This window comes from Pseudomonas sp. SCA2728.1_7, from assembly GCF_018138145.1.
Classification (GTDB): Bacteria; Pseudomonadota; Gammaproteobacteria; order Pseudomonadales; family Pseudomonadaceae; genus Aquipseudomonas; species Aquipseudomonas koreensis_A.
Genome location: NZ_CP073104.1, coordinates 1,694,576 through 1,719,995 on the forward strand (window position 1 = coordinate 1,694,576; position 25,420 = coordinate 1,719,995).

22 protein-coding genes are annotated in these 25,420 nt (G+C 60.8%); 6 read left to right on the top strand and 16 right to left on the bottom strand.

Annotation, left to right across the window (positions count from 1 at the left end; genetic code table 11):
• Positions 1–90: 90 nt before the first annotated feature.
• Positions 91–1,695, top strand: a complete 1,605-nt coding sequence (gene rtcR / locus KBP52_RS07510) for an RNA repair transcriptional activator RtcR (protein WP_212622522.1) — start codon at positions 91–93, stop codon at positions 1,693–1,695.
• Between the two features lie 100 nt (positions 1,696–1,795).
• A complete protein-coding gene (locus tag KBP52_RS07515; protein WP_212623114.1) occupies positions 1,796–2,074 on the top strand; it encodes a hypothetical protein in 279 nt (92 codons plus the stop codon).
• 8 nt (positions 2,075–2,082) lie between these two features.
• Here KBP52_RS07515 and KBP52_RS07520 read toward each other — a convergent pair whose 3' ends face one another.
• The 9 genes from KBP52_RS07520 to KBP52_RS07560 all read right to left on the bottom strand — a co-directional run bounded on the left by KBP52_RS07520 (position 2,083) and on the right by KBP52_RS07560 (position 12,515).
• Complete coding sequence (locus tag KBP52_RS07520) at positions 2,083–3,900, bottom strand: glycoside hydrolase family 28 protein (RefSeq protein ID WP_212622523.1); 1,818 nt, start codon at positions 3,898–3,900, stop codon at positions 2,083–2,085.
• Positions 3,901–3,913: 13 nt separating this feature from the next.
• Entirely contained in the window at positions 3,914–4,282 is a 369-nt protein-coding gene (locus KBP52_RS07525; RefSeq protein ID WP_123595920.1) for a 5-carboxymethyl-2-hydroxymuconate Delta-isomerase, read from the bottom strand.
• A gap of 23 nt (positions 4,283–4,305) precedes the next feature.
• Positions 4,306–5,082, bottom strand: coding sequence for an ABC transporter ATP-binding protein (locus tag KBP52_RS07530; protein ID WP_102902870.1), 777 nt, complete (start codon positions 5,080–5,082; stop codon positions 4,306–4,308).
• 10 nt (positions 5,083–5,092) lie between these two features.
• Entirely contained in the window at positions 5,093–5,932 is an 840-nt protein-coding gene (locus KBP52_RS07535) for an ABC transporter ATP-binding protein (RefSeq protein ID WP_026000816.1), read from the bottom strand.
• Positions 5,933–5,943: 11 nt separating this feature from the next.
• Entirely contained in the window at positions 5,944–6,861 is a 918-nt protein-coding gene (locus KBP52_RS07540) for an ABC transporter permease (protein WP_034152645.1), read from the bottom strand.
• A 62-nt stretch (positions 6,862–6,923) separates the two neighbouring features.
• Complete coding sequence (locus KBP52_RS07545; protein ID WP_212622524.1) at positions 6,924–8,534, bottom strand: ABC transporter substrate-binding protein; 1,611 nt, start codon at positions 8,532–8,534, stop codon at positions 6,924–6,926.
• 45 nt (positions 8,535–8,579) lie between these two features.
• Positions 8,580–9,617, bottom strand: a complete 1,038-nt coding sequence (locus KBP52_RS07550; protein ID WP_212622525.1) for an ABC transporter permease — start codon at positions 9,615–9,617, stop codon at positions 8,580–8,582.
• A gap of 60 nt (positions 9,618–9,677) precedes the next feature.
• Positions 9,678–11,288, bottom strand: a complete 1,611-nt coding sequence (locus KBP52_RS07555; protein ID WP_212622526.1) for an ABC transporter substrate-binding protein — start codon at positions 11,286–11,288, stop codon at positions 9,678–9,680.
• Between the two features lie 72 nt (positions 11,289–11,360).
• Positions 11,361–12,515, bottom strand: a complete 1,155-nt coding sequence (locus KBP52_RS07560) for a mandelate racemase family protein (RefSeq protein ID WP_008079679.1) — start codon at positions 12,513–12,515, stop codon at positions 11,361–11,363.
• Between the two features lie 361 nt (positions 12,516–12,876).
• Between KBP52_RS07560 and KBP52_RS07565 the strand changes: the two genes are divergently transcribed.
• The 3 genes from KBP52_RS07565 (at position 12,877) to KBP52_RS07575 (ending at position 15,430) form a co-directional block, all read left to right on the top strand.
• The gene (locus KBP52_RS07565) at positions 12,877–13,602 is read left to right on the top strand and encodes an oligogalacturonate-specific porin KdgM family protein (RefSeq protein ID WP_212622527.1); all 726 of its coding nucleotides are present in this window, start codon (positions 12,877–12,879) and stop codon (positions 13,600–13,602) included.
• A gap of 95 nt (positions 13,603–13,697) precedes the next feature.
• A complete protein-coding gene (locus KBP52_RS07570) occupies positions 13,698–14,540 on the top strand; it encodes an NAD(P)-dependent oxidoreductase (RefSeq protein ID WP_212622528.1) in 843 nt (280 codons plus the stop codon).
• The gene (locus tag KBP52_RS07575) at positions 14,537–15,430 is read left to right on the top strand and encodes an SMP-30/gluconolactonase/LRE family protein (protein ID WP_212622529.1); all 894 of its coding nucleotides are present in this window, start codon (positions 14,537–14,539) and stop codon (positions 15,428–15,430) included. Before KBP52_RS07570 ends, KBP52_RS07575 begins: the two co-directional genes overlap by 4 nt.
• Before the next feature lie 4 nt (positions 15,431–15,434).
• On the opposite strand, the gene KBP52_RS07580 is transcribed toward KBP52_RS07575, so the two are convergent.
• On the bottom strand, positions 15,435–16,190 hold the full coding sequence (locus KBP52_RS07580; RefSeq protein ID WP_038364752.1) for a FadR/GntR family transcriptional regulator: 756 nt from the start codon (positions 16,188–16,190) through the stop codon (positions 15,435–15,437).
• Positions 16,191–16,388: 198 nt separating this feature from the next.
• On the opposite strand from KBP52_RS07580, the gene KBP52_RS07585 reads away from it, so the two are divergent.
• Complete coding sequence (locus KBP52_RS07585; protein ID WP_212622530.1) at positions 16,389–17,531, top strand: pectate lyase; 1,143 nt, start codon at positions 16,389–16,391, stop codon at positions 17,529–17,531.
• 213 nt (positions 17,532–17,744) lie between these two features.
• On the opposite strand, the gene gspF is transcribed toward KBP52_RS07585, so the two are convergent.
• The 6 genes from gspF to gspK are packed head-to-tail and all read right to left on the bottom strand — an operon-like array spanning position 17,745 to position 25,418.
• Positions 17,745–18,956 carry a type II secretion system inner membrane protein GspF gene (gspF, locus tag KBP52_RS07590; RefSeq protein ID WP_016985711.1) on the bottom strand — a complete coding sequence of 404 codons (1,212 nt, stop codon included), beginning with the start codon at positions 18,954–18,956 and terminating at the stop codon, positions 17,745–17,747.
• Positions 18,956–20,362 carry a type II secretion system ATPase GspE gene (gene gspE / locus KBP52_RS07595; RefSeq protein ID WP_212622531.1) on the bottom strand — a complete coding sequence of 469 codons (1,407 nt, stop codon included), beginning with the start codon at positions 20,360–20,362 and terminating at the stop codon, positions 18,956–18,958. The genes gspF and gspE overlap by 1 nt, the downstream gene beginning before the upstream one ends.
• Positions 20,359–22,725, bottom strand: coding sequence for a type II secretion system secretin GspD (gspD, locus tag KBP52_RS07600; RefSeq protein ID WP_212622532.1), 2,367 nt, complete (start codon positions 22,723–22,725; stop codon positions 20,359–20,361). Before gspD ends, gspE begins: the two co-directional genes overlap by 4 nt.
• Entirely contained in the window at positions 22,722–23,264 is a 543-nt protein-coding gene (gene gspM / locus KBP52_RS07605) for a type II secretion system protein GspM (protein ID WP_212622533.1), read from the bottom strand. The genes gspD and gspM overlap by 4 nt, the downstream gene beginning before the upstream one ends.
• Positions 23,257–24,435 (bottom strand): type II secretion system protein GspL, encoded by a 1,179-nt coding sequence (gene gspL, locus KBP52_RS07610; protein WP_212622534.1) that lies wholly within the window; start codon positions 24,433–24,435, stop codon positions 23,257–23,259. The genes gspM and gspL overlap by 8 nt, the downstream gene beginning before the upstream one ends.
• The gene (gene gspK / locus KBP52_RS07615) at positions 24,432–25,418 is read right to left on the bottom strand and encodes a type II secretion system minor pseudopilin GspK (protein ID WP_212622535.1); all 987 of its coding nucleotides are present in this window, start codon (positions 25,416–25,418) and stop codon (positions 24,432–24,434) included. Before gspK ends, gspL begins: the two co-directional genes overlap by 4 nt.
• Positions 25,419–25,420: the final 2 nt, after the last annotated feature.

Consider the following 25,420-nt stretch of genomic DNA (forward strand, 5'->3'; position numbering starts at 1 on the left):
TACTAATGCATTTTTCATCGAATGAATTGAGGACAAACCGCTCAACGAATATTTATCATTGGATATCGTCTTTTATCTTTTGAGATAAACATGCCAAACAAGCAAACCGTCGCCATCGGATTTATCGGCGCCACCCTCGATCGCGTCGGCAAAGGTGCCAATCGCTGGGGCCATTGGCGCCCCAGTGTTGGCTTGTGCCAACAGCAAGACGTGCTGATCAACCGGCTCGAGCTGATTCACGGCATCGACGCCCGCGACGTCAGCCTCGCCGAGCGGGTGCGCATCGACATCCAGCAGGTTTCGCCGGAGACCGAGGTGCGCTTGCACCCGATGGCACTGCGTAACCCGTGGGATTTCGAAGAGGTCTACGGTGCGCTGCACGACTTCACCACCGCCTACACCTTCGATACCGAGCGCGAGGACTACCTCGTCCACATCACCACCGGCACCCACGTCGCGCAGATTTGCTGGTTCCTGCTGACCGAGGCGCGCTACTTGCCGGCGCGGCTGATCCAGACCTCCCCCGCCAAGCGCAACAGCGAAAGCGATCACGCCATCGGCACGCATGCCCTGATCGATCTCGACCTGTCGCGCTACGATCGCATCGCTTCGCGCTTCGCCAACAAACGCCTCGAAGGCTTGGAGTTCTTGAAGTCCGGCATCGCTACTCGCAACGCCGCCTTCAACCGCTCGATCGAACAGATCGAGCGCGTGGCCGTGCGCTCGAAGGCACCGATGTTGCTGATCGGCCCGACCGGCGCCGGCAAATCCTTCCTCGCCCGACGCATCTACGAACTCAAACGCAATCGTCATCAGATGCATGGGCGTTTCGTCGAGGTGAACTGCGCCACCTTGCGTGGCGATGGCGCAATGTCGGCGTTGTTCGGCCATGTCAAAGGCGCCTTCACCGGCGCACAGAATGCTCGCGACGGCCTGTTGCGCGCCGCCGATGGCGGCATGCTGTTCCTTGATGAAATCGGCGAGTTGGGCGCAGACGAACAGGCGATGCTGCTCAAGGCGATTGAAGAAAAACGCTTCTTTCCGCTGGGCTCGGACAAGGAAGTCGAAAGCGATTTCCTGATCATCGCCGGCACCCACCGCGACCTGCGCAGCCGAGTCGCTGACGGCTTGTTCCGCGAAGATTTGTACGCGCGCATCAACCTGTGGACGTTCGACCTGCCCGGCCTCGCCGGCCGCCGCGAGGACATCGAACCGAACATTGACTTCGAGCTGGAACGCCACGCCCGCGAACACGGGCAACTGGTGCGTTTCAACCTCGAGGCCCGGCGCAGTTATCTGGCGTTCGCCAGCGCTCGCGAGGCGGCGTGGTTGGGCAACTTCCGCGAATTGTCGGCGTCGATTACGCGCATGGCGACCCTTGCTGACAGCGGACGTATCGACGAGGCACAGGTGCAGGAAGAAATTGATCGGCTGCGCTACGCCTGGGGCCTGGCGCAACCGCAGGCGATTTCAGGAGAGTTACCGGGAGACGCCGAAAGCATGGATCTGTTTGACCGCTTGCAATTGAAGGCAGTGATCGAGGTGTGCCGGCAGGCGGACAGCTTGTCCGATGCCGGCCGCCGGCTGTTCGGAATTTCGCGCCAGGCCAAGGCTCAACCCAACGACGCCGATCGACTGAGGAAATACCTTGCCCGGTTCGGGCTTGAGTGGAGCCAGATCGTCGACCTCACGTGATGCGAACGACAGGCGGCTAACCGCTCGTCCAGCAGCCGGCACCTTCGCTTGCCGGGCGCTTCCAATGATCACCATCCGCTTCGACCGGAAGACGACCATCATGAACAGCAAAATTGCAGCGTTCACCCTCGCAGGCCTGCTCGCGGCCTGCCCGCTTTTCGCTTCGGCAGCCGCGAAGACCGCTGACGAATCTGCCGCGCCGCCCACCGCGCTTCCCGGCGTGAATCAGGCCGGCAAAGCTCAATCCAACGCAGACAAGGCCGACAAGAAAGGTGAAGAGGCGTCGGGCTCGAACTCCGGCGCCGAGTCGCATGAAACGGCAAAAGATGCAGCCACTTCAAGCGACTCGGAAGACCTCGGTAAAGCGCCGAAACCTTGATCAGGGTTCTACGGAGGTGGTGGCTGCACCTCCGTGAACGTCAGCCCGACACTCCCGGTGATTTGCCACGGGTTGGCAGCGCCGTGCCCGCTGAACGACACATGGTCGAACAGCGAATCCTTCAACCCGTCGATCTGCGCTTTGGCCGGGCCACTGAAGCGCACGCGCTCGAACACCAATCCCTGATGCCAGGCATTGTGCTGACTGTCGCCCTTCACCTCGATCGCCTTGCCCTGGGCATTTTCGATGCTCACGTCGGCGACGCGAATATCGCGGAACTGTCCGGGAATGGTTGAGCGCTGGTAATCCAGCTTGGCGTTCGGATCGTTGTAGTCGAGGGTAAAAATGAACGCCTGCTTGAGCGTATTGCGGATTGCCGAATCGCGGAAGATCACGTTACGCGCGCCGCCGCCCATGAAGTTGGTGCTCTTCATGCGCAGGCCGGCATCGGTGCCATCGGAAACGTTGTCTTCGGCCAGAATGTTTTGAATCCATGCGCCGGTATGGCTGCCGGCAACCACCATGCCGTGGCCCTTGCGGAAGTAGTTATTGAAGATCCAGGCATCTTCCTGCGGCTTTTGCTGCACGGCCTCCGCCCCGGTGCCTGCAGCAAAATTGACGCAGTCATCGCCGGTATCAAAGAAGTTGTTGAAGACCATCGCGCCCTTGCTATTGGCGAATTCGATGCCGTCGCCGTTGTTGGCGTCGTAGGTTTTATGCGTGGTATTGGCCAGCACCACGTTCTCGGTTTCCAGGTTCATGATCCCGTGGAAGGCCGGATTCACCACGGTGAAACCGCCGTAGAAGACGTTTTTCACGTTGCGCAGGGTGATCAACGACGAACGCATTTGTCCGTAGGCGTCCTTGACGTTCATGCCGCGCGCCACCGCTTGCTCGACTTGCGCCTTGGCCAGAATGCCATCCTGCTGGTAGCGAATGTTGTCGCTGGGCAGGTAGAACGGCAATGGCTGACCGCGTTCGTCGACGACGTCGGCGCGGCGCTTCCAGCCGTTGCCGTCAATCGTGCCTTTGCCGACGATGCGGATGTTTTCGAACGACTGGTGCTGCCGCGGATCGCGCGGCAAGGCATTGATCAGCGACGCCGGGCGCACGGTGCTCGAATAGGGATACTGGATGTAGCCGGCCAGCGGATAGTCTTCGGCACGCTCGGAACCCAACAGCGTTGCACCCTCGGCGATTTCCAGGGTGATGTTGCTCTTCAGGTAAAGCGCCCCGCTTTTGTAAGTACCCTTGGGCAACCATACTTTGCAGCCGGGGGTGCAGGCGTCGATGGCGTTCTGGATCGCCAGGGTATCGAGGCTTTTGCCATCGCCCTTGGCGCCATATTTCCTTACATCGAACACGGCGGCGACCTTGCTCGTCCGTTGCACAACGGGCGGGCTGTCGGCCGACTCCTTGCCATCGGTGCCCACCGAACGCACGGTGAACCGATAGGCCGTATCCGCTTTCAAGCCTTGCGCGGTGTAACTGTGAATGCCGATGCGATGATGAAAACCGGCAACATCCTGTTCGTAGAAGCGGTCGATGTAAGGTTTGGCCGGCGAGACGCGGTCATTGTTGGCGTTGCTGCCACCCAGCAACACACCGTTGGCATAAACCCGGTAGTCGCTGATGTCGGCGTGATCGGCGGGCTTTTCCCAGACCAGGATAATCTGCTGATCATCGTAGGCCAGGGTCGGCACCTGCAGTTTTGCCGGCGCCTCCAGCGCCCACGACGGCGCACTGCAAACCAGTGTTAACGTGGCTGCCAGCGACAAGGCCAAAGGCTGTTTGCGCTGCGTCGGAACAACATATCGATAAGGCATGAGCACTCCTTGTTCAGGCCGACAATCCGGCTTCTTGCAGATATTGGCTGCGGTTGACGAACGTCTCGCGGGGCATTTCCACAACCTCCATCGACAATGACTCGACGTCTGGCAATAAAGCGACCAGCGCCGCCACGGTGGCCGAGGCCAGACGCCGGCGCTGTTCAGCACTGCGCCCGGACAACACCGACAGCACGACGTGGACAAAATCGTCCTCGCCCGCACCGCAGCGGTAATGCTCGAACATGTTGAGGCGCACCTTGATGTCCCCGGCCTTGAACAGGCCGAAGGCATCGAGAGCGTCATGCACGGCAGCGAGCAGGGTTTGCTCGCCGACACGTCGGGCCAGGGTTTGCGGGCAATCGATAAGGCAATGCGGCATGTCGCGCTCCTTGTTGGATCGGCTTAACCAGCGAGCTGGCGCACCGACTCCTGGCTGAAATCACGACTGGCCTGCACCAGCATCCGCGTGTAGGCGTGGCTTGCCAGATCCTGGCTGAGCGCCTGACTGTCGAGCAGCTCGACGATCTTGCCCTGCTGCATCACCGCTACCCGATCACACAGGTGCGTGACCACACCGAGATCGTGAGTGACCATCAGGTAGGTGAGTTTCTCGCGCCGGCGCAAATCCGCCAGCAGATTGAGAATCTCCGCCTGCACCGAGACATCCAGCGCCGAGGTCGGCTCATCGAGCAGTAACACGCGCGGCTCGAGAATCAGCGCACGGGCAATCGCCACGCGCTGGCGCTGGCCACCGGACAACTGGTGCGGATAGCGAAAACGGTAACTGTCGTTCAGACCGACCTTGAGCAGGATCTCGTTGATCCGGTCGTCCTTGTCGCGCACGCCGTGAATAATCAGCGGCTCACGCAGGGCCGTGTCGACGGTGTGGCGCGGATGCAGCGAGCCGTAAGGGTCCTGAAACACCATCTGCACCTGACGGAAATGTTCCTTGGGAATCTTGTGCTGCAGCGGCGCGCCGGCAATGCTCAACTCGCCGGTCCAGTGCCGGTATTGCCCGGCCAGGCAGCGCAATACGGTGGTCTTGCCGGAGCCGGACTCCCCCACCAGGCCGAAGGATTCGCCGTCGGCGACACTGAGGCTGACGTCATGCAGCACCTGATTGAGGGCCGGGCCGGCGCCGAAACTCAGGTTCAGCGCGTGTGCTTGGATCATGGACATGGTCGATTCCTCAGCAAGTCAGCCAGAGTGGATCGCGTTGCAACACCGGCAACCGCTCGCGACGGTTGTCCATGCTCGGCAACGCCGCCATCAGGCCGCGGGTATAGGGATGTTGCGCATGTTGCAGGTCACCGGCGGCGAGCGATTCGACCACCCTGCCGGCGTACATCACCAACACGCGGTCGCAGTAATTGCGCACAAGGTTGAGGTCATGGCTGACGAAAATCAGACCCATTTCCTGCTGCTCGACCAGTTCTTCCAGCACGTTGAGCACTTGCTGACGCACCGACACATCAAGGGCCGAGGTCGGCTCGTCGGCGATGATCACTTGCGGACGGGTAATGACCATCATCGCGATCATGATGCGCTGGCCCATACCACCGGAGACCTCATGCGGGTACAGGTTGTAGACCCGTTGCGGATCACGGATATGCACTTTTTCGAGCATTTCCAGCACCCGCTCGCGGGCCTCGCTGCGGCTGGCCTTGTGGTGCGCCAGATACGCCTCGGCAATCTGATCGCCGACCTTGACCACCGGGTTCAGCGAGTATTTCGGGTCCTGCATGATCATCGAAATGCGCTGGCCACGAATCTTCTGCATGACCTTTTCGCCGGCCGACAGCAGATCGACTTCACCGAACTGCATGGCCTTGGCAGTGATCCGCGCGCTGGCCGGGTGCAGCTTGAGCAGGCTGCGACCGACCGTCGATTTGCCCGAGCCCGACTCACCGACAATGGCGAGTTTTTCCCGCCCGAGGGTGAAGGACACGTCGCGCACGGCGTGGGTTTCTTTCTGAGCATTGACGAAGCGCACATTGAGCCCTTCGACGTTCAATTTGATTGCAGACATACAGCCTCCGATTACTCGCTGCGCGGATCAAGAATGTCCCGCAGGCCGTCGCCCAACAGGTTGAAAGCCAGGCTGACCAACATGATTGCGGCCCCCGGAACAGCCACCAGCCACCAGCACTCGAGCATGTAGCGACGTCCGGTGGAAATCATCGCGCCCCACTCCGGCGACGGCGCTTGCGCACCGAGGCCGAGGAAGCCCAAAGCCGCTGCGGTGAGGATGATCCCGGCCATGTTCATGGTCAGGCGGATGATCACCGACGACATGCACATCGGCACAATGTGCCGCAGGATGATTCGCGTGGACGAAGCCCCTTGCAGCTCGACCGCCACGACGAAGTCGGCCTTGCGCAACGACAGGGTTTCGGCGCGCGCCAATCGCGCGATCGGCGGCCACGACGTCAGCGCAATCGCTACCACCGCGTGTTCCAGGCCCGGACCGAGCGCAGCGATAAATGCCAGCGCCAGCACCAGGCTGGGAAAGGAGATGAAGATGTCGGTCAGGCGCATGAACACCGTGTCGACGACACCACCGTAGTAGCCGGAGACGGTGCCGATAAACAGCCCGATCGGGCCGACGATCACGGTCACCAGGGTGATGATGTACAGCGTGATGCGCGAGCCGTAGACCAGCCGACTGAAGATATCCCGGCCGTATTCATCGGTGCCGAACCAGTGCGCGGCGCCCGGCGCCTGCAGGGCATTGGCGAGGTTCTGCGCCACCGGATCATGGGTGGCGATCCACGGCGCAAACAGCGCCACCACCACCAGCACCAGCGCGACCAGCAATCCGGCCAGGGTCATCGGGTTGCGCAGCAGGTGCCGCAAGACTTTCAGGGCACTTTTGCAGAAGGCGTCGAAGCTGGATCCGGGGGTACGATCCGACCGCCGCTTGGCGCTCGAATCAGTAGAAGACATGTTGGCAATCATGGGCATGTTCTCAGATTGAATTCAGGATCACCCGGCGCATACGCCGACGCACCGGGCAGCGTTCAGCGTTGTTTGTAGACACCCAGATAACGCGTCGCCTCGGCATCATCGTCAGCGAAACCCTTGACGTCGGCGGCGCTGACCACGGTGTCGGTCATCTGCGAAATCATCATGATCGGGCCGACCTGCTCGTCGTAGATTTTCTGTGCCTGGTGATACAGGTTCAGGCGCTGGCCGGCATCGCGTTCGACCCCGGCCTGATCTATCAGGCTATTGAGCTGCGGGCTGAAAAACGACGCGCGCCAGCCCTGGAAATTCGGCAGGCCGGCGTCATCGCTGTTGTTGGGGTTGTAGGCAAACGTACGCAGGCTGAAATACGGATGCGGATAGCGCTCGGCCCCGCGCGCAACGATGATGTCGAAGTTGCGCGCGCGCATGGCGCCGTACACCTGGTTGCCAGTGCCGTTGACAATGCTGGCCTTGATCCCGCCCTCGGCCAGCGTCGCTTGCAGACGCGCGGCGATGTCGATGAAGGGCGGCTCTGACAATGTGCGAATGGTCGTGGTGAAGCCGTCCGGATAACCCGCTTCGGCGAGGAGTTTTTTCGCCTTGGCGACGTCCATGTGATAACCCGGATCCGGCAGGCGCGCCGCCAGACCGAGTTGCATCGGCTGCTGATTCAGCTTGCCGTAATACGGCATCACCTGCTCGTCGAGGCCCTTGTAGTCGATCAGGTTGCGCACCGCTTCGCGCACTTTGGGATTGGCAAATTCAGGCTGTTTCATGCTCAGCGCGACGTAGTACATGGTGCCGCGCGGCAGTGACTGCACGTGGATTTTTTCCGAACCGTCGATGGCGCGGATGTCCGGCGCGGCCATGCCATACGCCAGATCGAGGTCTCCGCGTTCCAGCATCAGGCGCAGCGACTGCGATTCGGTCATGTGCCGCACCACCACCCGTTTGAGCTTGGCAGCACCGCCCCAATAACCGTCGAAGCGGGTCAGCAACAGCGAGTCGTTCGCGGTCCATTTGCTCAGCACAAAGGGGCCGCTGCCGGCCTCGTTGGTCACCAGCCAGTTAGCACCGAGGTCAGCGTTTTTCTCATGCGCCAACGCTGTTTTGCGATCGATCACCACCGCGCTCGGCGAGATCGCCAGCGAGTCGATCAACAACAGCGGATCCATGGTTTGCGGCAAGTCGATGACCAGCGTATGGGCATCGCCGGCGCGGATCAGTGACTGAATGTTGTCGACGTTATAACCGTAGGCTTTCCAGGTCGTGGCCAGGCCGAAGTTGAGCTTCATCACCCGGTACAGCGACCAGGCCACGTCTTCAGCGGTCAGCGGATTGCCGGAGTGAAACTTCACGTCCTGACGCAAATGAAAGGTTATCTGCTTGCCGTCGTCGCTGATCGTCCAGCGCTCGGCCAGTTGCGGCAGATGCTGTTCCGGATTGCCCTGATCACGCTTGACCAGAGTGTCATAAAGATTGGCATTGACGCCGGAAGCGTCGAGGCCCGGTGCGTTGGCTGGATCGATTGAAAACAGGTTAACCATGCTCATGCCGACGATCAGTTGATCGGCCGGCGTCTTGGCGCTGGCCTGGGTCATCGGCACCAGCGCCAGGATCGCCGCCAGCAGGCCAGCGTGCAGTTTGGTAAATGCAGTCGTCATTGAAAAATCCTTGTTTTTATAGTTTTGGTGCCGCCGCCAGGCGTGTTAACGGGTGCGCGGATCGAAGACCTTGTACAAGGCATCGCTGATCAGGTTGAGCGCGACAAAAATCAAACCGATCACCAGCACACAGCCCATCACCGCGTTCATGTCGCCGAGCATCAGACTGCTGGTCAGGTACTGGCCGAAACCCGGCCAGGCAAAGACCGTTTCGATCAGCACCGCGCCTTCGAGCAGCGAGCCGTAAGCCAGCGCCACCACTGTGAGCAGTTGCACGAGGATGTTGCGAAACGCGTGACCCCAGACCACCTGGCGGCGCGACAACCCCTTGACCCGAGCGGTGATGATGTATTCCTGAGACAGTTGCTCGAGCATGAAGCTGCGCGTCATCCGACTGATGTAAGCCACCGAGTTCAGCCCGAGAATCAGCGCCGGCAAAACGATGTGGCGCAAGGCGCTGGCGAAGGCTTCCCAATCACCCGCAAGGCTTGAATCGATCAGCAACAGCCCGGTGACTTCGGGCACCATGCCGTCGTACGCCAGGTCGATGCGACCAGCGCCCCCGGCCCAGCCGAGCCAGGCGTAGAACACCAGCAGGCCCATCATGCCCAGCCAGAAAATCGGCGTGGAATAGCCGAACAGGGTAATCACTCGCGCGACATGATCGCCCAGTCGCCCTTGATTGCTCGCCGCGCAGACGCCCAGCGGCAAACCGATCAGCACACCGAAAAGGATGGCCAGGGTCGCCAGTTCGATGGTGGCCGGGAACACCCGGCGGATGTCATCGAGCACCGGGTGCCCGGTCAACAGCGCGTTGCCGAAATTGCCGTGCAACAAGTCGTTGAGGTACAGGCCGAACTGGGTCCAGATCGGCTTGTCCAGCCCCATCGCCCGGTACACCTGATCGTAGGTCGAACTGTCGGCATCCGGCCCGACAACCGCCAGCACCGGATCGATCGGCATCACCCGACCGATGATAAACGTCAGCGCCAGCAGGCCCAGTAATGTCACCAGTACCGTGCTGGCACGCCGCGCAGTATTGGAGGCGCGGGCTCCCATGGCAGAGGCAGTCATAACAAACATAGTCAGCTCCTGATAAAACGGTCACCGGTGCACCCGGCACGCGAAGTTCATCCGTGCATTTCAGCGTTTTTTGTAGACGTCTTTGTAGCGCGTGGTCGCGGCCGTGTGCCCTTGGAAATCGGCAACATCGGCGTAGACCAGCACTGTGTCGGTCATCTGCGAGACCGGCAGAATCGCGCCGACTTGCTGATCGAGTTGCTGCTGGATGTCCTGATACTGCGCCTGCTGTTTCTGCGCATCGGGCTCGACTTCGGCACTCTCGATCAACTGATTCAACTCGGGACTGTAAAACGAAGTGCGCCAGCCCTGGAAGTTGCTCAGCTTGGCTTCGTCACGGTTATCCGGGTTGTACACCAGCGTGCGCAGGCTCGAATGGGGATGACGCTCGGCGCCACCACCGCCACGGCCGACGATGATGTCGAAACTGCGCTCACGCATGGCGCCGTAGATCTGGTTACCGGTGCCGGTGATGATGCTGGCTTCGATCCCGGCCTGCGCCAGCGTCGATTGCAGGTTGGAGGCAATATTGATGAACGGTGGCTCGGCCAGCACGCGAATACTGGTCTTGAACCCGTTGGGGTAACCGGCGTCGGCGAGGAGTTTTTTTGCCTCATCGACATTCAGTCGATAACCGGGATCCGGCAGGCGCGCGGCCAATCCCAACGGCATCGGCCGCTGATTGATCACGCCGTAGTGCGGCATGACAGTCTGGTTGATGCCTTGGTAGTCGATCAACGAGCGCACGGCTTTGCGCACGCGCGCGTCGGCGAACATCGGCTGCTTCACACTCAGTGCGACGTAATACAGCGTGCCGCGTTGCAGAGTTTGCGTGCGGACCTTGTCGCTGCTCTGCAAGGCCTGGATGTCCGGCGCCGACATGCCTTTGGCGATGTCGAGGTCACCGCGCTCAATCATCAGACGCAACGACTGCGACTCGGTCATGTTGCGCATGACAATGCGCTTGAGCTTGGCCGGGCCGCCCCAGTAGCCGTCGAAACGGCTCATCAGAATCACGTCGTTGGCCCGCCAGTCATTGAGCACGAAGGCACCACTGCCGGCGGCGTGCGTCACCAGCCAGGCGGCGCCCAGGTCATTGTTCTTCTGGTGTTCGAGGACTTTTTTGCGGTCGAGAATGAAGGCACTTGGTGACGTTGCCAGCGTGTTGAGCACCAACTGCGGATCGGTGGGTCGCGGCAATTCAATGACGAAGGTATTGGCATCGGTCGCGCGCATCGAACGCTCGACATTGTCGGCGGTAAAACCGTAAGCCTTCCAGGTCGACGCCAGTGCGAGATTGAGTTTGAGCACGCGCTGCAACGACCAGGCGACGTCTTCGGCGCTCAACGGGTTGCCCGATTGAAATTGCACGCCCTGACGCAGATTGAAGGTCAGGGTCTTGCGGTCGTCGCTGACTTGCCAGCGCTCGGCGAGTGCCGGCAACAGCCGATCCGGCGCAGCGACGTCTTGCACCAGCAACATGTCATAGAGATTGGCATTGATCTCCGACACGTCCAGGCCGGTGGCCGCCGCCGGGTCGAGGGACAGCAGATTGATCATGCTCATGCCGACGATCAATTGATCGGCCGGGGTTTTGGCATGGACGACAGGTAGCGCGGTCACCGTCAGGGTAGCCGCCAGAACCCGCGCCCACAGCGAAGGAAGAATGTTCATAGCGAGAGTGCCTTTCTTATATTTATAGGGCTCTCGGACAGCCCGGCATGCACCGGGCAGCCCGCGTACACGTCAGAAGCTTTTAAGCGTGTTCATCTCGATGAAGTTGAAGTCGATGTCTTCGCCCAGACCCGGCAGGTCGGACAAATGCACAAAACCGTCGCTGTCCATCGGGTCGACCAGGCGCTTGAGGTACGCCGGCACCTCGTCGTAATCCAGGTACGGGTGCAGCAAGCCGCGCTCGTACCAGGTGCAGTTCTTGATCGCGCCGACCACCGTCAGGTTGGCTGCGCCGTTGCCGTGGATTTCGCAGTCCATGCCAAACGACTCGGCCATGTGCGCGACTTTCAGGCAAGGCCCGATCCCGCCGACCCCGGCGACGCCGGCACGCAGGATGTCGCAAACGTCGTGCTTGACCCAACTGGCCCGGCTCAGGTGTTTGCCGGACAGGGTTTCCGGCCCAAGTACCGGAATGTCCAGTTGCCCTGCCAGCCAGGCATAGGATTCGGCAGACTCTTCCATCATCGGTTCTTCGAACCAGGCGAAGTCGAGTTTTTCCAGTTCGCGTCCGATGTACAGCGCTTCGGTGCGGCTGTACCAGTGATAACCGTCGAGCATCAAGGCGATGTCCGGGCCCACCGCTTCGCGCACTGCCGCGCAGGCTTTGACGTCAATGCGCGGGCTCGGCGCGAACGAGACCGGCGGCATCCAGGTGTGCAACTTGATCGCCTTGTAGCCGCGCTTGACCAGCGTTTCGGCAAAGCGTCCGTAGTCCTCCGGCGTCGCCAGGCCCTCAGGCAGTTCATCGCCGCACATGGTTGAGCCGTACGCCGGCACCTTGTCGCGAAAACCGCCGATCAACTTGTGCACCGGCACGCCGAGTTTGCGCCCTGCCCAATCCCACAACGCCTGCTCGACCAACGCCAGCGCGCGATCAGTCAACTGGCTGGCGCTGCCGCGCTGCCAGTGCGCCAGGTCATGCCAGATCTTTTCGCGATCAAAGGCGTTCTGCCCGACCAGCACCTTGCGCACAAAACCATCCAGCACATAAGGACGAATCAGCTCGGGTGCACCGAGGGCGTAACCCTCCTTGCCGTCTTCGGTCTGGATGCGCAGCAACGCCATTTGCGCCTGACTGACATCACCGGGATGAGCATGACCGGCGCTGTCGACTGCGCGGCGGGTGGGATAGGAAAAAACCTGGACGTTGACTGCTGTGATTCTCATGGACGTCTTGAGCCTTCTTATTGGATTTGTGACAGGAGTGTCGTCGGTTGCGACCGATCATAGGTCATCGTACAACACTTGAAAAGACCCAATAACACCTCTTCGAATCGAAGCCTTTGCGGCTAAACGTCCAGCAAAGCGCCATATTTAAAGATGACTACAGAATAACAGGACTTGCTTTAGAACCCTATTCATATGGCATATATGTATCAATATGTTTCTAAACTAGCAAAATCACGTAGACGAGTCATCTTGTCGTACGATAACTTATATCTGCGCCTCAAATGAGAGCCATACGCAACATCGCGGTGCCTGTAGTACTCGTCAAACGACCCTAACAAAAACAAAAAAAGAAGACCGTATGAACACCACCCTACGCACGCTCGTCACTGTCGCGGCCCTCGGCCTGCCCTTCGCTGTCCACGCTGACTCTGCCAGCCTCAACTACCGCCATCAGTACACCGAGGAGGACAGCGCCCACGCCGACCGAATCAAGCTCAACTACCGCCTGGACAGTGGATTGGGGTTTGAGGCGGAGATGAAATACCGCACGGCCGGTGACCGCAAAGATGTCGCCTACGACAACATGGTCAACAACGGCCATGAGTTCACGGTGAGCTACAACTACAAGCTCAGCGCGCAGTCGACGCTGACCCCGGCGTTTCAGATGGACAGCTCGAAGGATGCGACCGCCTACAAGTTCGGCCTCAAGTACAACTACAAAATCGACGACGCCTTTTACGTAGCGACGCGCTATCGCCTGGATCTGCGCAAACTCGATCGCGATCAGGTCAACAAAGACATGCCCGATCACTACAAGGATGACCAGACCACCCACCGCTTCGAAGGCTGGCTCGGCTATACGCCCGCCAACAAGTGGGCCTACGAATATCAGTTCATCTATTTCAAGACCGACTACATCCGCTACGACAACAAGAAGAGCGACTACGAACAGAACCTGATCGTCAAATACAAGCTCACCAAACAATGGGCGCCCTTCATGGAAATCGGCGACATCAAAGTCGACTCCACCTCACCCGACCGCCAGGCTCGCTGGCGTCTGGGCGTGCAGTACAACTTCATGTAAGCCGCGCACTGGTTTTGCCTGGCGAGCGCGCATCGCTTGTCGGGCAGACACCCCGCCGCTCCCCCTTTCACCACCGCGTAATGGAAGACCCGACCATGACCACACAAACCACGCAGGCCAAACCCTTCAACCGTATTCTGCTGACCGGCGCCGCCGGTGGGCTCGGCCAGATTCTGCGCGAAACCCTGCAGGTTCACGCCGACATCGTCCGCTCCTCGGACATCAGTGTGATGGCGCCGAGCCGCGGCGCGCATGATGAAGTGATCAACTGCAATCTGAGCGACAAGGCCGCTGTCGCCGCGCTGGTCGAGGGCGTCGATGCCATCGTGCATTTGGGCGGGATCTCGGTAGAGCGATCCTTCGAAGAAATCCTCGAGGCGAATATTCGCGGCACCTTTCATGTTTATGAGGCCGCGCGTCTGCACGGGGTCAAGCGCATCGTCTTCGCCAGCTCCAACCACGTCACCGGTTTCTACCCGCAGGACGAACAGATCGACGCCCATTCGCCGCGTCGCCCGGACGGTTATTACGGTTTGTCGAAGGCTTACGGCGAGGACTTGGCAACGTTCTATTTCCACCGCTATGGCATCGAAACAGTGAGCCTGCGCATCGGTTCTTCGTTCCCCGAACCGCGCAACCTGCGCATGCTGGCGACCTGGCTGAGCTATACCGATCTGGAGCACCTGATCGCCCGCGCACTGCTGGCCAGCGATGTCGGGCACAGCGTGATTTACGGTGTGTCCGCCAACCGTGATCAGTGGTGGAGCAACCGTCACGCCGCGCACCTGGGCTTTGCGCCGCAGGACAGCTCCGAAGCCTTTCGCGCAAAGGTCGAACAACAACCGGCACTCGCCGCCGACCATCCCGACCGCTTGTATCAGGGCGGCGCCTTTACCGCAGCAGGTCCGTTTGAAATGCCGGCGCAGACGCGCTCATGAGTGCCGAACTGATTGTCGATGCGCGCAACGCCACCGGTGAAAGCCCGGTCTGGCAAGCCGACGAAAATGCCTTGTATTGGGTGGATATTCCGGCCGGCCGCTTGCATCGCTGGCAACTCGATGGCCAGACCGACTGCTGGCAGGCGGACGAAATGCTCGCCTGTATCGCCCGCAGTGAAGCGGGACATTGGCTGGGCGCGCAGGAAAGTGGCCTGTTCAAATTGCGCCCGCAGGCTGACGGACGTCTGGCTGCGGAAAAGCTCATCGGCGTCGAGCACGCCCGCCCGCGCATGCGTTTCAATGATGGTCGCTGCGATCGTCAGGGACGCTTCTGGGCCAGCTCGATGCCAACCGCCATGGGCGCCGACGCGGTCGGCGCGCTGTATCGCTACGACGCGCAAAACCCAAACGATGCATCGATGCTGGCGCCGCAACTGGAGGACCTTGTGGTGCCCAATGGCCTGGCGTTCAGTCCCGACGGGCGCACCCTGTACCTGTCCGACTCGCACCCGAGCCGGCAACTGATCTGGGCCTTCGATTACGACATCGACAGCGGCACGCCGCACAACCGCCGCTTGTTTGTCGACATGAACAATCACCCCGGTCGACCGGACGGTGCCGCCGTCGATTCACACGGTTGTTACTGGATCTGCGCGATTGATGCCGGCCTGGTGCTGCGCTTTACCCCGCAGGGGAAACTGGATCGCGCGCTGCCGGTACCGGTAAAGAAACCGACGATGTGTGCCTTTGGCGGCCCTCGGCTCGACACCCTGTTTGTCACCTCGATTCGCCCGCAAGGCATCGACCTCGCCGATCAGCCACTGGCGGGCGGAGTCTTTGCCCTCAACCCGGGCGTTCAAGGCCTGCCCGAACCCAAGGCCCGCGCCTGAGGCTTCAGACGTTCAACGCCGCCGCGTCTGCAGCTTCGTAGGCACGGCGCAGACGCTCGCGGCTGTTGGACAGATGCAAACGCATGGCTGCGCGCGCGGCGTCGGAATCACGCCGGACAATCGCAATGTAAATGTCTTCATGCTCGCGACTGAGGCGCTCCAGATAGGGCTCCTTGCGGTCATTCTCCAGGCGTTTGGAATGCAGGCGTGTGCGCGGCAGAATGTTCGCGCCCAGGTGCAGCATGATGTCGGTGAAATAGCGGTTGCCGGTGGCCAGCGCGATTTGCTGGTGGAACTGGAAATCCGCCGACACGGCGTAGTCGACACTGACGGCGCGGGAATTGATGGCGTCCAGCGAATCACGCATCAGTTGCAGCTGCTCATCGGTACGCCGCGCACACGCCAGGCCTGCGGCCTCGACCTCAAGGGTGATGCGCAATTCAAGCACCGCCAAGACATCCTGAAGCGTGACGATGCTGTCTGGATCAATGCGAAAACCGCTCGGGCTGGGAATGTCCTGAACAAAGGTGCCGATACCGTGACGGGTCTCCACCAGGCCTGCTGCCTGCAGACGCGATATCGCCTCGCGCACCACTGTGCGACTGACGCCGTGCTCGGCCATGACCTGAGATTCAGTCGGCAGCTTCGTCGCGCGCGCGAGTTCGCCACTGCAAATGCGTCGGGACAGCTCGGTGACCAGGTCCTCCGCCAGGCTGCGATGCCGACGACGAACATTGGGTGTGGCGTTGGATCTGTCCATCAGCAACAAAAATCTCGAATTTTCGAATAATTACGCATCATAGCCCATTCAGTTGTACGACAACGCACCAGTTCAATGATAGGATTTCTCATGCAGCGGACGTTCGATTCGCTGCACTGGCGATAAGGACGTCCGCTCGAGAAACACGTGGAGACATCGCGTGTAAAACACTCAAGTTAATCAAGGATCTGATTACTCATGACAAAACCAACAACCTTCACGGCCTGCAAATTGGCCAGCGCCATCGTCGGCAGCCTGCTGTTTTCCAGCCTGCCCGCACAAGCGGCCGATATCTGGCTGGATGTTGCAACGACTGGCTGGGCCACGCAAAACGGTGGCACCAAGGGTGGCTCCAGAGCGGCAGCCAACAACATCTACACCGTGAAGAACGCCGCCGAACTGAAGACCGCACTCAGCGCTTCGGTCGGCACCAACGGTCGCATCATCAAGATTACCGGGCCGATCGACATCAGCGAAGGCAAAGCTTATACGACGACCGCTGATATGAAAAAGCGCGGTCGTCTGGATATCCCGGGCAAGACGACCATCGTCGGTACGAGCAGCACGGCGGAGATCCGCGAGGGTTTCTTCTATGCCAAGGAAAACGATGTGATCATCCGCAACATCACCATCGAAAACCCGTGGGATCCCGAGCCGATCTGGGATGCCAATGACGGCAGCGCCGGCAACTGGAACTCCGAGTACGACGGGCTGACCATCGAAGGCGCCAACAATGTGTGGGTCGACCATGTCACCTTCACCGATGGCCGCCGCACCGATGACCAGAACGGCACCGCCAACGGTCGTCCCAAGCAACACCACGACGGCGCACTGGACGTGAAAAACGGTGCCAACTACGTGACCATTTCCTACTCGGCGTTCAAATCGCACGAGAAGAACAACCTGATCGGTTCCAGCGACAGCCGCACCACCGATGATGGCAAGCTCAAGGTCACGATCCACAATACCCTGTTCGAAAACATCTCCGCCCGCGCGCCACGCGTTCGCTTCGGCCAGGTGCACCTGTATAACAACTATCACGTGGGCAGCACCAGCCATAAGGTCTACCCGTTCAGCTACGCGCACGGTGTGGGCAAAAACTCGAAGATTTTCTCCGAGAAAAACGCCTTCGAAATCTCCGGCATCAGCGGCTGCGACAAAATCGCCGGCGACTACGGTGGCAGCACTTACCTTGATCAGGGTTCTACGCTCAATGGCACCTTGCTGACCTGCAAGTGGGGCACCAACATCGGCTGGACCCCGCCTTACAGCTACACCCCGCTGAACGCAGACAAAGTCGCGGCCGACGTTAAGGCCAAGGCTGGCGCTGGCAAGATCTGATTGGTCGATGTAACCGTGTTAATGAAAAGCCCTCGGTGACGAGGGCTTTTTCATGTCTGCTTGAAGATGGTGCGGGGGTGGAGTTCTGAAACAGAATCCGAATTATTTATTGCCCTGACGGGCCCCATCGCGAGCAGGCTCACTCCTACATTTGAAATGCGTACCCCTGTAGGAGTGAGCCTGCTCGCGATGAGGCCCTGCGCAACAACACCACTACTGGACCAGTTGATTAATCTCAATGATCGGCAACAACACCGCCATCACAATCACCAGCACCACCCCGCCCATCACCACAATCATCAGCGGCTCGAGCAACGCGGTCATGCCCATTGCCCGCCGTTCGATATCGCGCGACAGGGTTTGGGCCGCACGCTCAAGCATCGGTGGTAGCGATCCGGTTTTTTCGCCGCTGGCGATCAGGTGAATTAGCACCGGAGGAAACACATTTTCCACCCGCAACGCTGCCGCCAGGTTCACGCCCTCGCGCACCTTGGCCGTGGCCTCAGTGACGCTCAGGCTCAAGCGGTCATTGGACAGCGTCTGCCGCGCCGCCTCCAGTGCGCGTAACAATGGCACACCGGCGCCGCCGAGAATCGCCAACGTCGAGGCGAAACGTGCGGTGTTCAGACCGAGGATGAAACGCCCGAACAACGGCAACTTCAGCACCCGATGATGCCAACTCAAACGCGCCGCCGGGTTACGCAGATACAAACGCCAGCTCCAAAACGCGCCGGCCATGATCCCCGCGCACAGCCAGCCCCAACTGCGGATGAAATCACTCGCATTGAGCATCGCCAAGGTCAGCCCCGGCAAGTCCTGCCGCGCCTGAGAAAACGCGCTGACCACCTGCGGCACCACGTAACTGAGCAGGAAAATCACAATGCCGATCGAGACCAATCCAACCACGCCCGGATAGATAAACGCGGTGAGAATCTTGCCGCGCAGGTTGTTGCGTTCCTCGATGTAATCCGCCAGCCGCTCCATCACTTGCGCCAGATCGCCGGATTCTTCACCCGCCGCAATCAACGCGCGATAGATCTCGGGAAAATCCCTTGGCCGCGCAGCCAGCGATTCCGCCAGACGCATGCCACTGCGCACATCCGCACGAACGGCGCTGAGGGTGTGGGCGATGTGTTTTTTCTCGGCCTGTTCGACCGTGGCACTCAGCGCCGCTTCCAACGGCAGGCTGGCGCCGAGCAGGCTCGCCAATTGCCGCGTGGCCCAGGCCAGGTCGTTGTCCGAGAGCTTGGCGCTGAACAACCCACCGCCACCGTGCTGGGCAACGTTGCTTTCCTTGTGCACCGACAACGCGGTCAAACCGCGCCCGCGTAATGTTGTGAACGCGGCAGCCTGGCTGTCCGCCTCAAGGTGCCCGGATTCAATCTTGCCGGTGGCATCGGCGGCTTCAAAACGATAGCGATTCATCAGGCGTCCCGTGTCACACGCAAGATTTCTTCAGGCGCGGTGGCGCCGCTGCGGATCCAGCGTTCACCGTCCTCGCGCAGGCTGAACATCCCGGCTTTCGCGGCGGATGCGCGCAAGGCCTGCTCCCCTGCCCCTTGGTGAATCAGGGTGCGGATGTCGTCATCGATGCAGAACAATTCGTGAATGCCGGTGCGGCCGCTGTAGCCGGTCTGATTGCACGCCGGGCAACCGACCGGGCGCCAAGTGCCCGGTGCCGTTGGGTCTTCCTGCTTGCACTGATTGCACAGGCGTCGCACCAACCGTTGTGCGAGTACGCCGAGCATCGACGAGGCCAGCAGAAACGGTTCGACGCCCATGTCGATCAAGCGGTTGACCGCCGACACCGCGTCGTTGGTGTGCAGCGTCGCCAGCACCAGGTGACCGGTCAGCGACGCCTGCACGGCGATTTGTGCGGTCTCCAGATCGCGGATTTCGCCGATCATGATGATGTCCGGGTCTTGCCGCAGGATCGCCCGCAGCGCCAAGGCAAAAGTCATCTCGATCTTGGCGTTGACCTGAATCTGGCTGATCCCCGGCAAGTCGTATTCCACCGGGTCTTCCACGGTGAGGATGTTGCTGGTGCTCGCATCCAGCCGCGCCAGCGCCGCGTAGAGGCTGGTGGTTTTGCCGCTGCCGGTTGGCCCGGTGACTAAAACGATGCCGTGGGGCTGGCGGATCAGGTGGTCGAGTTTGGCCAGCACTTGCGCGTCCATGCCGAGGGTTTCCAAGTGAAGGCGCCCGGCCTGTTTGTCGAGCAGACGCATCACCACCCTTTCGCCATGTCCGGTCGGCACCGTGGAAACACGAATATCAATCGGCCGCCCGGCCACGCGCAAAGCGATGCGACCGTCCTGCGGCAGGCGTTTTTCGGCGATATCGAGTTGCGCCATGATCTTGATCCGCGACACCAACGCACCGTGCAACGCCTTGCGCGGCGAGACCACGTCACGCAGCGTGCCGTCGACGCGATAGCGCACCACTGAATGGGTTTCGAACGGTTCGATGTGAATGTCGCTGGCCTCATCGCGCGCGGCTTGGGTCAGCAGTGCGTTGATCATGCGGATTACCGGCGCGCCGTCCTGAGTGTCGAGCAGGTCGGTGATTTCCGGCATGTCCTGCATCAGGCGGTCGAGGTCGACTTCGTTTTCCGCCGCACCGACCACCGCCGCCGCACTACCGGTGTCGGCATAAGCGGCGGCTAGCAAACCATCCAGCTCATCATCGCGCACCCGCTGAATCGTCGCCGCACCAAACTGCCGCCGCGCCTCGCTGATCGACCAGCCCGGCGTCGACGGGCACACCGTCAACACGCCATCGCACAACAGAATGCGCTGCGCCTTGGCCCAGGCGTAGGGCAACGAACTCATTGGATGGGCACCGCTTTGATCGTCGCGCGCGGCCCTGAGGCGGGCATAACCGCCGGCACACCCTGCGCCGCCGTCGGCAACTGCGGCGCCTGCATGTCCGGCATCGCCCAACTGCGTTCCGGCTGCAAACCACCCTGGGCGCGGCGCATGAAGTCGTAGCGATTAAGAGTAATGCTGCGCCCCGCTTCGCTGTCGCGAATGATGTACGGGCGCAGGAACACCATCAGGTTGGTCTTGGTGATCGCCCGGCGCTCGTTGCGAAACAATGCGCCGATGCCCGGCAGGCTGCCCAGCCAAGGCACCGCGTCGTTGCTTTGGCTGTAGCCATCCTGCAGCAACCCGCCGAGGACCATGATCTGCCCGTCATCGAGCAGAATGCTGGTATCGATCGCGCGTTTGTTGGTGACAATCCCCGCCGAATTGGCGCTGGCCGAAGCACGCTCATCAATGCTGCTGACTTCCTGATAGATATCGAGCTTGACCGTACCGCCCTCGGAAATCTGCGGGCGCACATTGAGCTTCAGACCGACCTCTTCCCGGGTCACGGTCTGGAACGGGTTGTTGCTGGTCCCCCCGCCGCCGGTAACGTAACTGCCGCTGACAAACGGAATGGTCTGGCCAACAAAAATGCTCGCCGCTTCGTTGTCCAGCGTCAGCAGGTTCGGCGTCGACAGCACGTTGGTGCCGCCCTTGCTCTTCAACGCGCGGGCCAGCACTTTCAGATCAAGAATCTTGCCGATACCGGGGATGTCGACGGTGCCGTTGACGTAGCCCAGGTTCAAACCCTGCGGCAGCACGTCGATGCTGGTCTTGCCGTTGGTGTTGATCCCCGAACCGCCCAGATTCGCGCCACCGATCACGCCATTGCCACCGAGATTGCCGGTCTGCCACTGCACGCCGAACTCGCTGGCATCGTCCTCGCCGACTTCGACGATCAGGCTTTCGATCACCACTTGCGCACGACGCTGGTCGAGCAGATCGATCACCTCGCGCAAGTTGCGGTACAACGGCTCCGGCGCAGAAATCAGCAAGGTGTTGGTAGTCGCGTCGGCCTGAATGGTCACACCGCCGGCACTGAAGGCGACGTTCTGCTCGCTCGCCTGATTACCGCTGCTACTGGTGCCGCCACTGCCTTGTGCGTAACTGCCACCGGTACTGCCGCTGCTATCGCTGGTCGATGTTGTACCGCTGGTTTGCGTACCGCTCTGGCCATTCTGCCCAGCGCTGCCGCCGGTACTTGCGCCCATGGCACTGAGCACCGACCGCGCACTGTCACTGGTGCCGCTGTCGCTCTCGCCCGTGAGCAAACCACGCAACGCCTGCGCCAGTTTCGCCGCTTGCGCGTTACGCAGATAAACCACATGCAGATTGCTCGGATTGCTCTGCGCGTTATCCAGTTTATAGATCAGATTACGCGCCAGTTCCGTACGCTCCGGACTACCCGCGCGAATGATGATGGTGTTGGAGCGCGGATCACCGATCACCGCAATTTTCTGCGTCGGATCATTGCCCGGCGCATCCAGCAGATCAGCCACCATCGGCGCAATGTCAGCAGCGATGCCGTTCTGAATTTGCACCACATCCGTGTCAATCGCGCTCGGCGAATCAATGCTCGCAATCAACTGCGCAACGCGGGTCAGGTTCTCGGCGTAATCGGTGATGACGATGGTGTTGTTGCCGGGATAAGCATTGATCGGATTGTTCGGCGAAACGATCGGCCGCAGCACCGGAATCAGGTTCACCGCGTTCTCGTATTGCAGGCGAAACGTGCGCGTCAGCATTCCGTTGCCCGCCGGTTTATCAGCACTGTAAATCGGCCCGCCGAGCAACTTCGCATCAGCCTCCGGTACCACCTGCGCCACACCGCCGACATCAACCACGCTGAAACCCTGCATGCGCAACGCCGCCAGCAGCATGTCGTACGCCTGCCGCGCCGGCACCTGACCCTCCGAGACCAGCGTCAACGTGCCCTTCACCCGAGGATCGACCAAAAACTGCTGCCCGGTGGAACGCGACAACGCGCGCACCACCGCTTGAATATCCGCGTCGACAAAATTCAGCGTCACCGGTTGATCGCCCAAAGGGTTGCTCGGCAAGGCAATGCCCGAAGCCCCCGAACCGCTGCGCGCACTCTTGGTGATGTTGTGCAATGGCTTCGGCACAGGTCGCGCCTGAGCCTGCGCACGTTCGCGATCGAGCACCGCATCGCCGCTACGCTGGGTGTTGGCCAGCGGCCGCCCGAGTTCACTGTCGACCAGCAATGGCGGCTGATTCTGCGGCGTGGTGGTGTTGCTGCACGCGCTCAACGCCATCAGCAGCATCGGCAACGCCAGACGTGCCGGTTTGGATCCTGACCCCTTCATGAAGCTTCCTTAGCGCCCAGCGCCTGATCCATGCGAACGGTGCCTGACAAAGTGCCGGCCGTATCGTCGACCTTGGCTGCGTCTGCACGCTGCAAACGAGCCTCGACCACTTCAAGTGAAAACTGCACGGGGTGGATTAACAGCCAACTGATGACGGCATCAGCGGGCGCATCCTCGAACGTCAACTGCCAAGCGGTGCCAATTGCCTGCAACTGGTAGTGACCAAGCAGCCCGTTGCCATCGAGAGATTGCTGCAATGACCGCTCGAAGTTTTGTCCGATGGGTGCTGTTGCCACCTCGCGCAACAACAGATCCAGCGCTTCGGCCTGGCCACGCAACTTCGGCGTTTCGGTCTGCCAATGTTGAATTTTTTTCAGCGGTGGCTGGACGAGCAGCAGCCAGATCAGCACGCCCCCCAACATCAATGCGGTGCCCGCGACCAGGCGTTTTTCGCGCAAGGTCAGCGGCGCCCAATGCCGATGAATCTGTGCTCGCAGCAGCAGCCAGCGAGCCCGATAGATCGCCAGTAGATTATTCATCGTTGCTGTCCATGACGGCATCGTCCTCAACCGCTGCCGGCTCAATTTGCGGGCTGAAAATCCACACGTTGTCTTCGCGTCTGGCGACCAACCCTGCCTGCGTCAACGCTCCCGGCAATGCGCCGTCGGCGGGTGCCTGCGCAGTGTCGGCGGCCAACTCCAACTGCAAACGTCCCTGCTCAAAGGTCATGCGCTGGACGCTGCCTGCCATAAACGGCAGCGCGCTCGCGGCATGTTGCACCAGGTAGGCAAACCCGTGATTCGCGTCGGCCGCCACGCCATTGTGTCGAGCCGCCAGTTGCTGGCGAGCCTGCTGCAACGGATTGAGGATCACCGGTAACTCTGGAAAAGCCTGCTTTACCCGCTGGCTCATTTGCGCCTTGAGCTGCTCTCCCCGAGTCACTTCTCGGGCCGCGTAAAGGTTCAGCCCAGACACCCAGATCGCAATCGCCAAGGCACAACAGAAGGCTGCCCTGCCCCAACCGATTGTGTGTCCGGCAGCCTTGCCGATGCCTGCATGCAACCCCCATCCCGGCGCGACGCCACACCAGCGCTGCTCCGCAGGTCGTGGTTCGACGACTGTTGCAGGAGCATCCGCGCCGATCCACTGCAAGCCGCGACCACTGGTGACGAGTTCATCCAGACGCTCCTGCGCCAAGGGTTCTACCGAAGCCTGCGCACGGCTGAGGCGCAGCAGCAATTGCCCGTCCAACACACAGGCGCTGACCTGCCCCTGCGTTGGTACCGGCAACGCATAAGGCGCCGGGTAAAGGCCTCGCAGCTTCAATCGGTGCTGAGTCAATAACTGCCCGAAACGATCCAGAGATGCCTGCGCGAGCCAGGCCAGCGCCACTTGTCCCGAGACCTCACGAGCACTGTGTGCAACGTACATCTGTTCAGTGCCACCCAGAATCAGCGCCTGCGCGGCACACTTCACCGCCGCCTCGATCTTCACCGGCGCCAGCGGTGGCAACTGCAAACTGGTCAGTACGCTGTCCGCCGGATGCAGAAAAAACTCGACGGGCTGTAACGGCGACTCCTGCTCAATCAGCAACAGCGTACTGACACCGACCTGACTGACCTGGTCGTGCCGATCCAGGCGCGCAAATTCAACCTCAGAGTCTGAGGTCAAACCCGCCAGCGGCGGCAAGGCGACGCGCAGGCGAGTCATACTCCGAGCCTCGACCAGACCACTTTCGGCAGGTCGTCGGCGGGTTGATGCAGCAACGCATCCAGGCTGACGCGGCGCTGGTCACGACGCGCGTGTCCGCGCAGCAGAAACCAATCGCTGCTGATGCCGACGTTCAGTCCGTCGACGGTCAGATGCGGCAAGTGCAGACGGTTGACGAAGTCCCCGCGATTGATGAACCACTGGCCACGATCGCGCTCCACCACCACGGCCCTGGCCTGCGCCATCGATAAACCCGGCACCACCGCCACCAATACCTCGGCGCTGGCAGTATTACCGTTGACCCAGGTCTTGGCCGGAATCAGGCTGACATACTGATTCAAACGCCCAAGCAGCTCCTCGTTCATGCCTTCGAGGCCACGTAAATCATCAAGGCTGCGCAACATCGGCTGAGTGGCCGGCAATGGCTGGCGACGCGCACTCGGTGACGTCGCGCGGACGCTGCCAAAACCTGCCTGCGCCATGCTTTGCCCGACGGCTTGCAGGTCGGGCATTCTCGGGTAGGAGGCAATGACTCGCTGGCTGATGCGCTGGCTGAGGGCAGCATCGATTCCGATCATTTCGCAGAGGCGTTCGAAGCTGCGCAACTGTCCGCCATCGACGCGCTCATTGCTGAGTAAATTGCGCAAATTGAACTTGCCCTGCTGATCCTCGATGCGCCCCTCGAAACCGCCCCCCGGCGAATTCAACAAATGGCTTTTGACAGGCTGCGCCCAAGGTTGATCGAGCCGGGTCAGCACGTCCTGTTGACGCGTGTCCCTGAGCACTTGCCGACTGAGCTCGAGCCCCGCCAACAGCGCGGCAGCGCCCTGCACTCGGGACTGTTCCGCTTCAAGAGAACGGGTAAAGACGCTCTGCCGGGTGAGCATGCCAGCGGCGATCACCGCGACCACAGCGGCAATCAGCAAGGCGCTGATAATGGCCATGCCGCGCTGTTTCTGCGCCTGTGGCGAGGATGGTTTCATGG

Coding starts and splice junctions, on each gene's coding strand:
- rtcR (WP_212622522.1), top strand. CDS start 91: ATGCCAAACAAGCAAACCGTCGCCATCGGATTTATCGGCGCCACCCTC.
- KBP52_RS07515 (WP_212623114.1), top strand. CDS start 1,796: ATGAACAGCAAAATTGCAGCGTTCACCCTCGCAGGCCTGCTCGCGGCC.
- KBP52_RS07520 (WP_212622523.1), bottom strand. CDS start 3,900: ATGCCTTATCGATATGTTGTTCCGACGCAGCGCAAACAGCCTTTGGCC.
- KBP52_RS07525 (WP_123595920.1), bottom strand. CDS start 4,282: ATGCCGCATTGCCTTATCGATTGCCCGCAAACCCTGGCCCGACGTGTC.
- KBP52_RS07530 (WP_102902870.1), bottom strand. CDS start 5,082: ATGTCCATGATCCAAGCACACGCGCTGAACCTGAGTTTCGGCGCCGGC.
- KBP52_RS07535 (WP_026000816.1), bottom strand. CDS start 5,932: ATGTCTGCAATCAAATTGAACGTCGAAGGGCTCAATGTGCGCTTCGTC.
- KBP52_RS07540 (WP_034152645.1), bottom strand. CDS start 6,861: ATGATTGCCAACATGTCTTCTACTGATTCGAGCGCCAAGCGGCGGTCG.
- KBP52_RS07545 (WP_212622524.1), bottom strand. CDS start 8,534: ATGACGACTGCATTTACCAAACTGCACGCTGGCCTGCTGGCGGCGATC.
- KBP52_RS07550 (WP_212622525.1), bottom strand. CDS start 9,617: ATGTTTGTTATGACTGCCTCTGCCATGGGAGCCCGCGCCTCCAATACT.
- KBP52_RS07555 (WP_212622526.1), bottom strand. CDS start 11,288: ATGAACATTCTTCCTTCGCTGTGGGCGCGGGTTCTGGCGGCTACCCTG.
- KBP52_RS07560 (WP_008079679.1), bottom strand. CDS start 12,515: ATGAGAATCACAGCAGTCAACGTCCAGGTTTTTTCCTATCCCACCCGC.
- KBP52_RS07565 (WP_212622527.1), top strand. CDS start 12,877: ATGAACACCACCCTACGCACGCTCGTCACTGTCGCGGCCCTCGGCCTG.
- KBP52_RS07570 (WP_212622528.1), top strand. CDS start 13,698: ATGACCACACAAACCACGCAGGCCAAACCCTTCAACCGTATTCTGCTG.
- KBP52_RS07575 (WP_212622529.1), top strand. CDS start 14,537: ATGAGTGCCGAACTGATTGTCGATGCGCGCAACGCCACCGGTGAAAGC.
- KBP52_RS07580 (WP_038364752.1), bottom strand. CDS start 16,190: ATGGACAGATCCAACGCCACACCCAATGTTCGTCGTCGGCATCGCAGC.
- KBP52_RS07585 (WP_212622530.1), top strand. CDS start 16,389: ATGACAAAACCAACAACCTTCACGGCCTGCAAATTGGCCAGCGCCATC.
- gspF (WP_016985711.1), bottom strand. CDS start 18,956: ATGAATCGCTATCGTTTTGAAGCCGCCGATGCCACCGGCAAGATTGAA.
- gspE (WP_212622531.1), bottom strand. CDS start 20,362: ATGAGTTCGTTGCCCTACGCCTGGGCCAAGGCGCAGCGCATTCTGTTG.
- gspD (WP_212622532.1), bottom strand. CDS start 22,725: ATGAAGGGGTCAGGATCCAAACCGGCACGTCTGGCGTTGCCGATGCTG.
- gspM (WP_212622533.1), bottom strand. CDS start 23,264: ATGAATAATCTACTGGCGATCTATCGGGCTCGCTGGCTGCTGCTGCGA.
- gspL (WP_212622534.1), bottom strand. CDS start 24,435: ATGACTCGCCTGCGCGTCGCCTTGCCGCCGCTGGCGGGTTTGACCTCA.
- gspK (WP_212622535.1), bottom strand. CDS start 25,418: ATGAAACCATCCTCGCCACAGGCGCAGAAACAGCGCGGCATGGCCATT.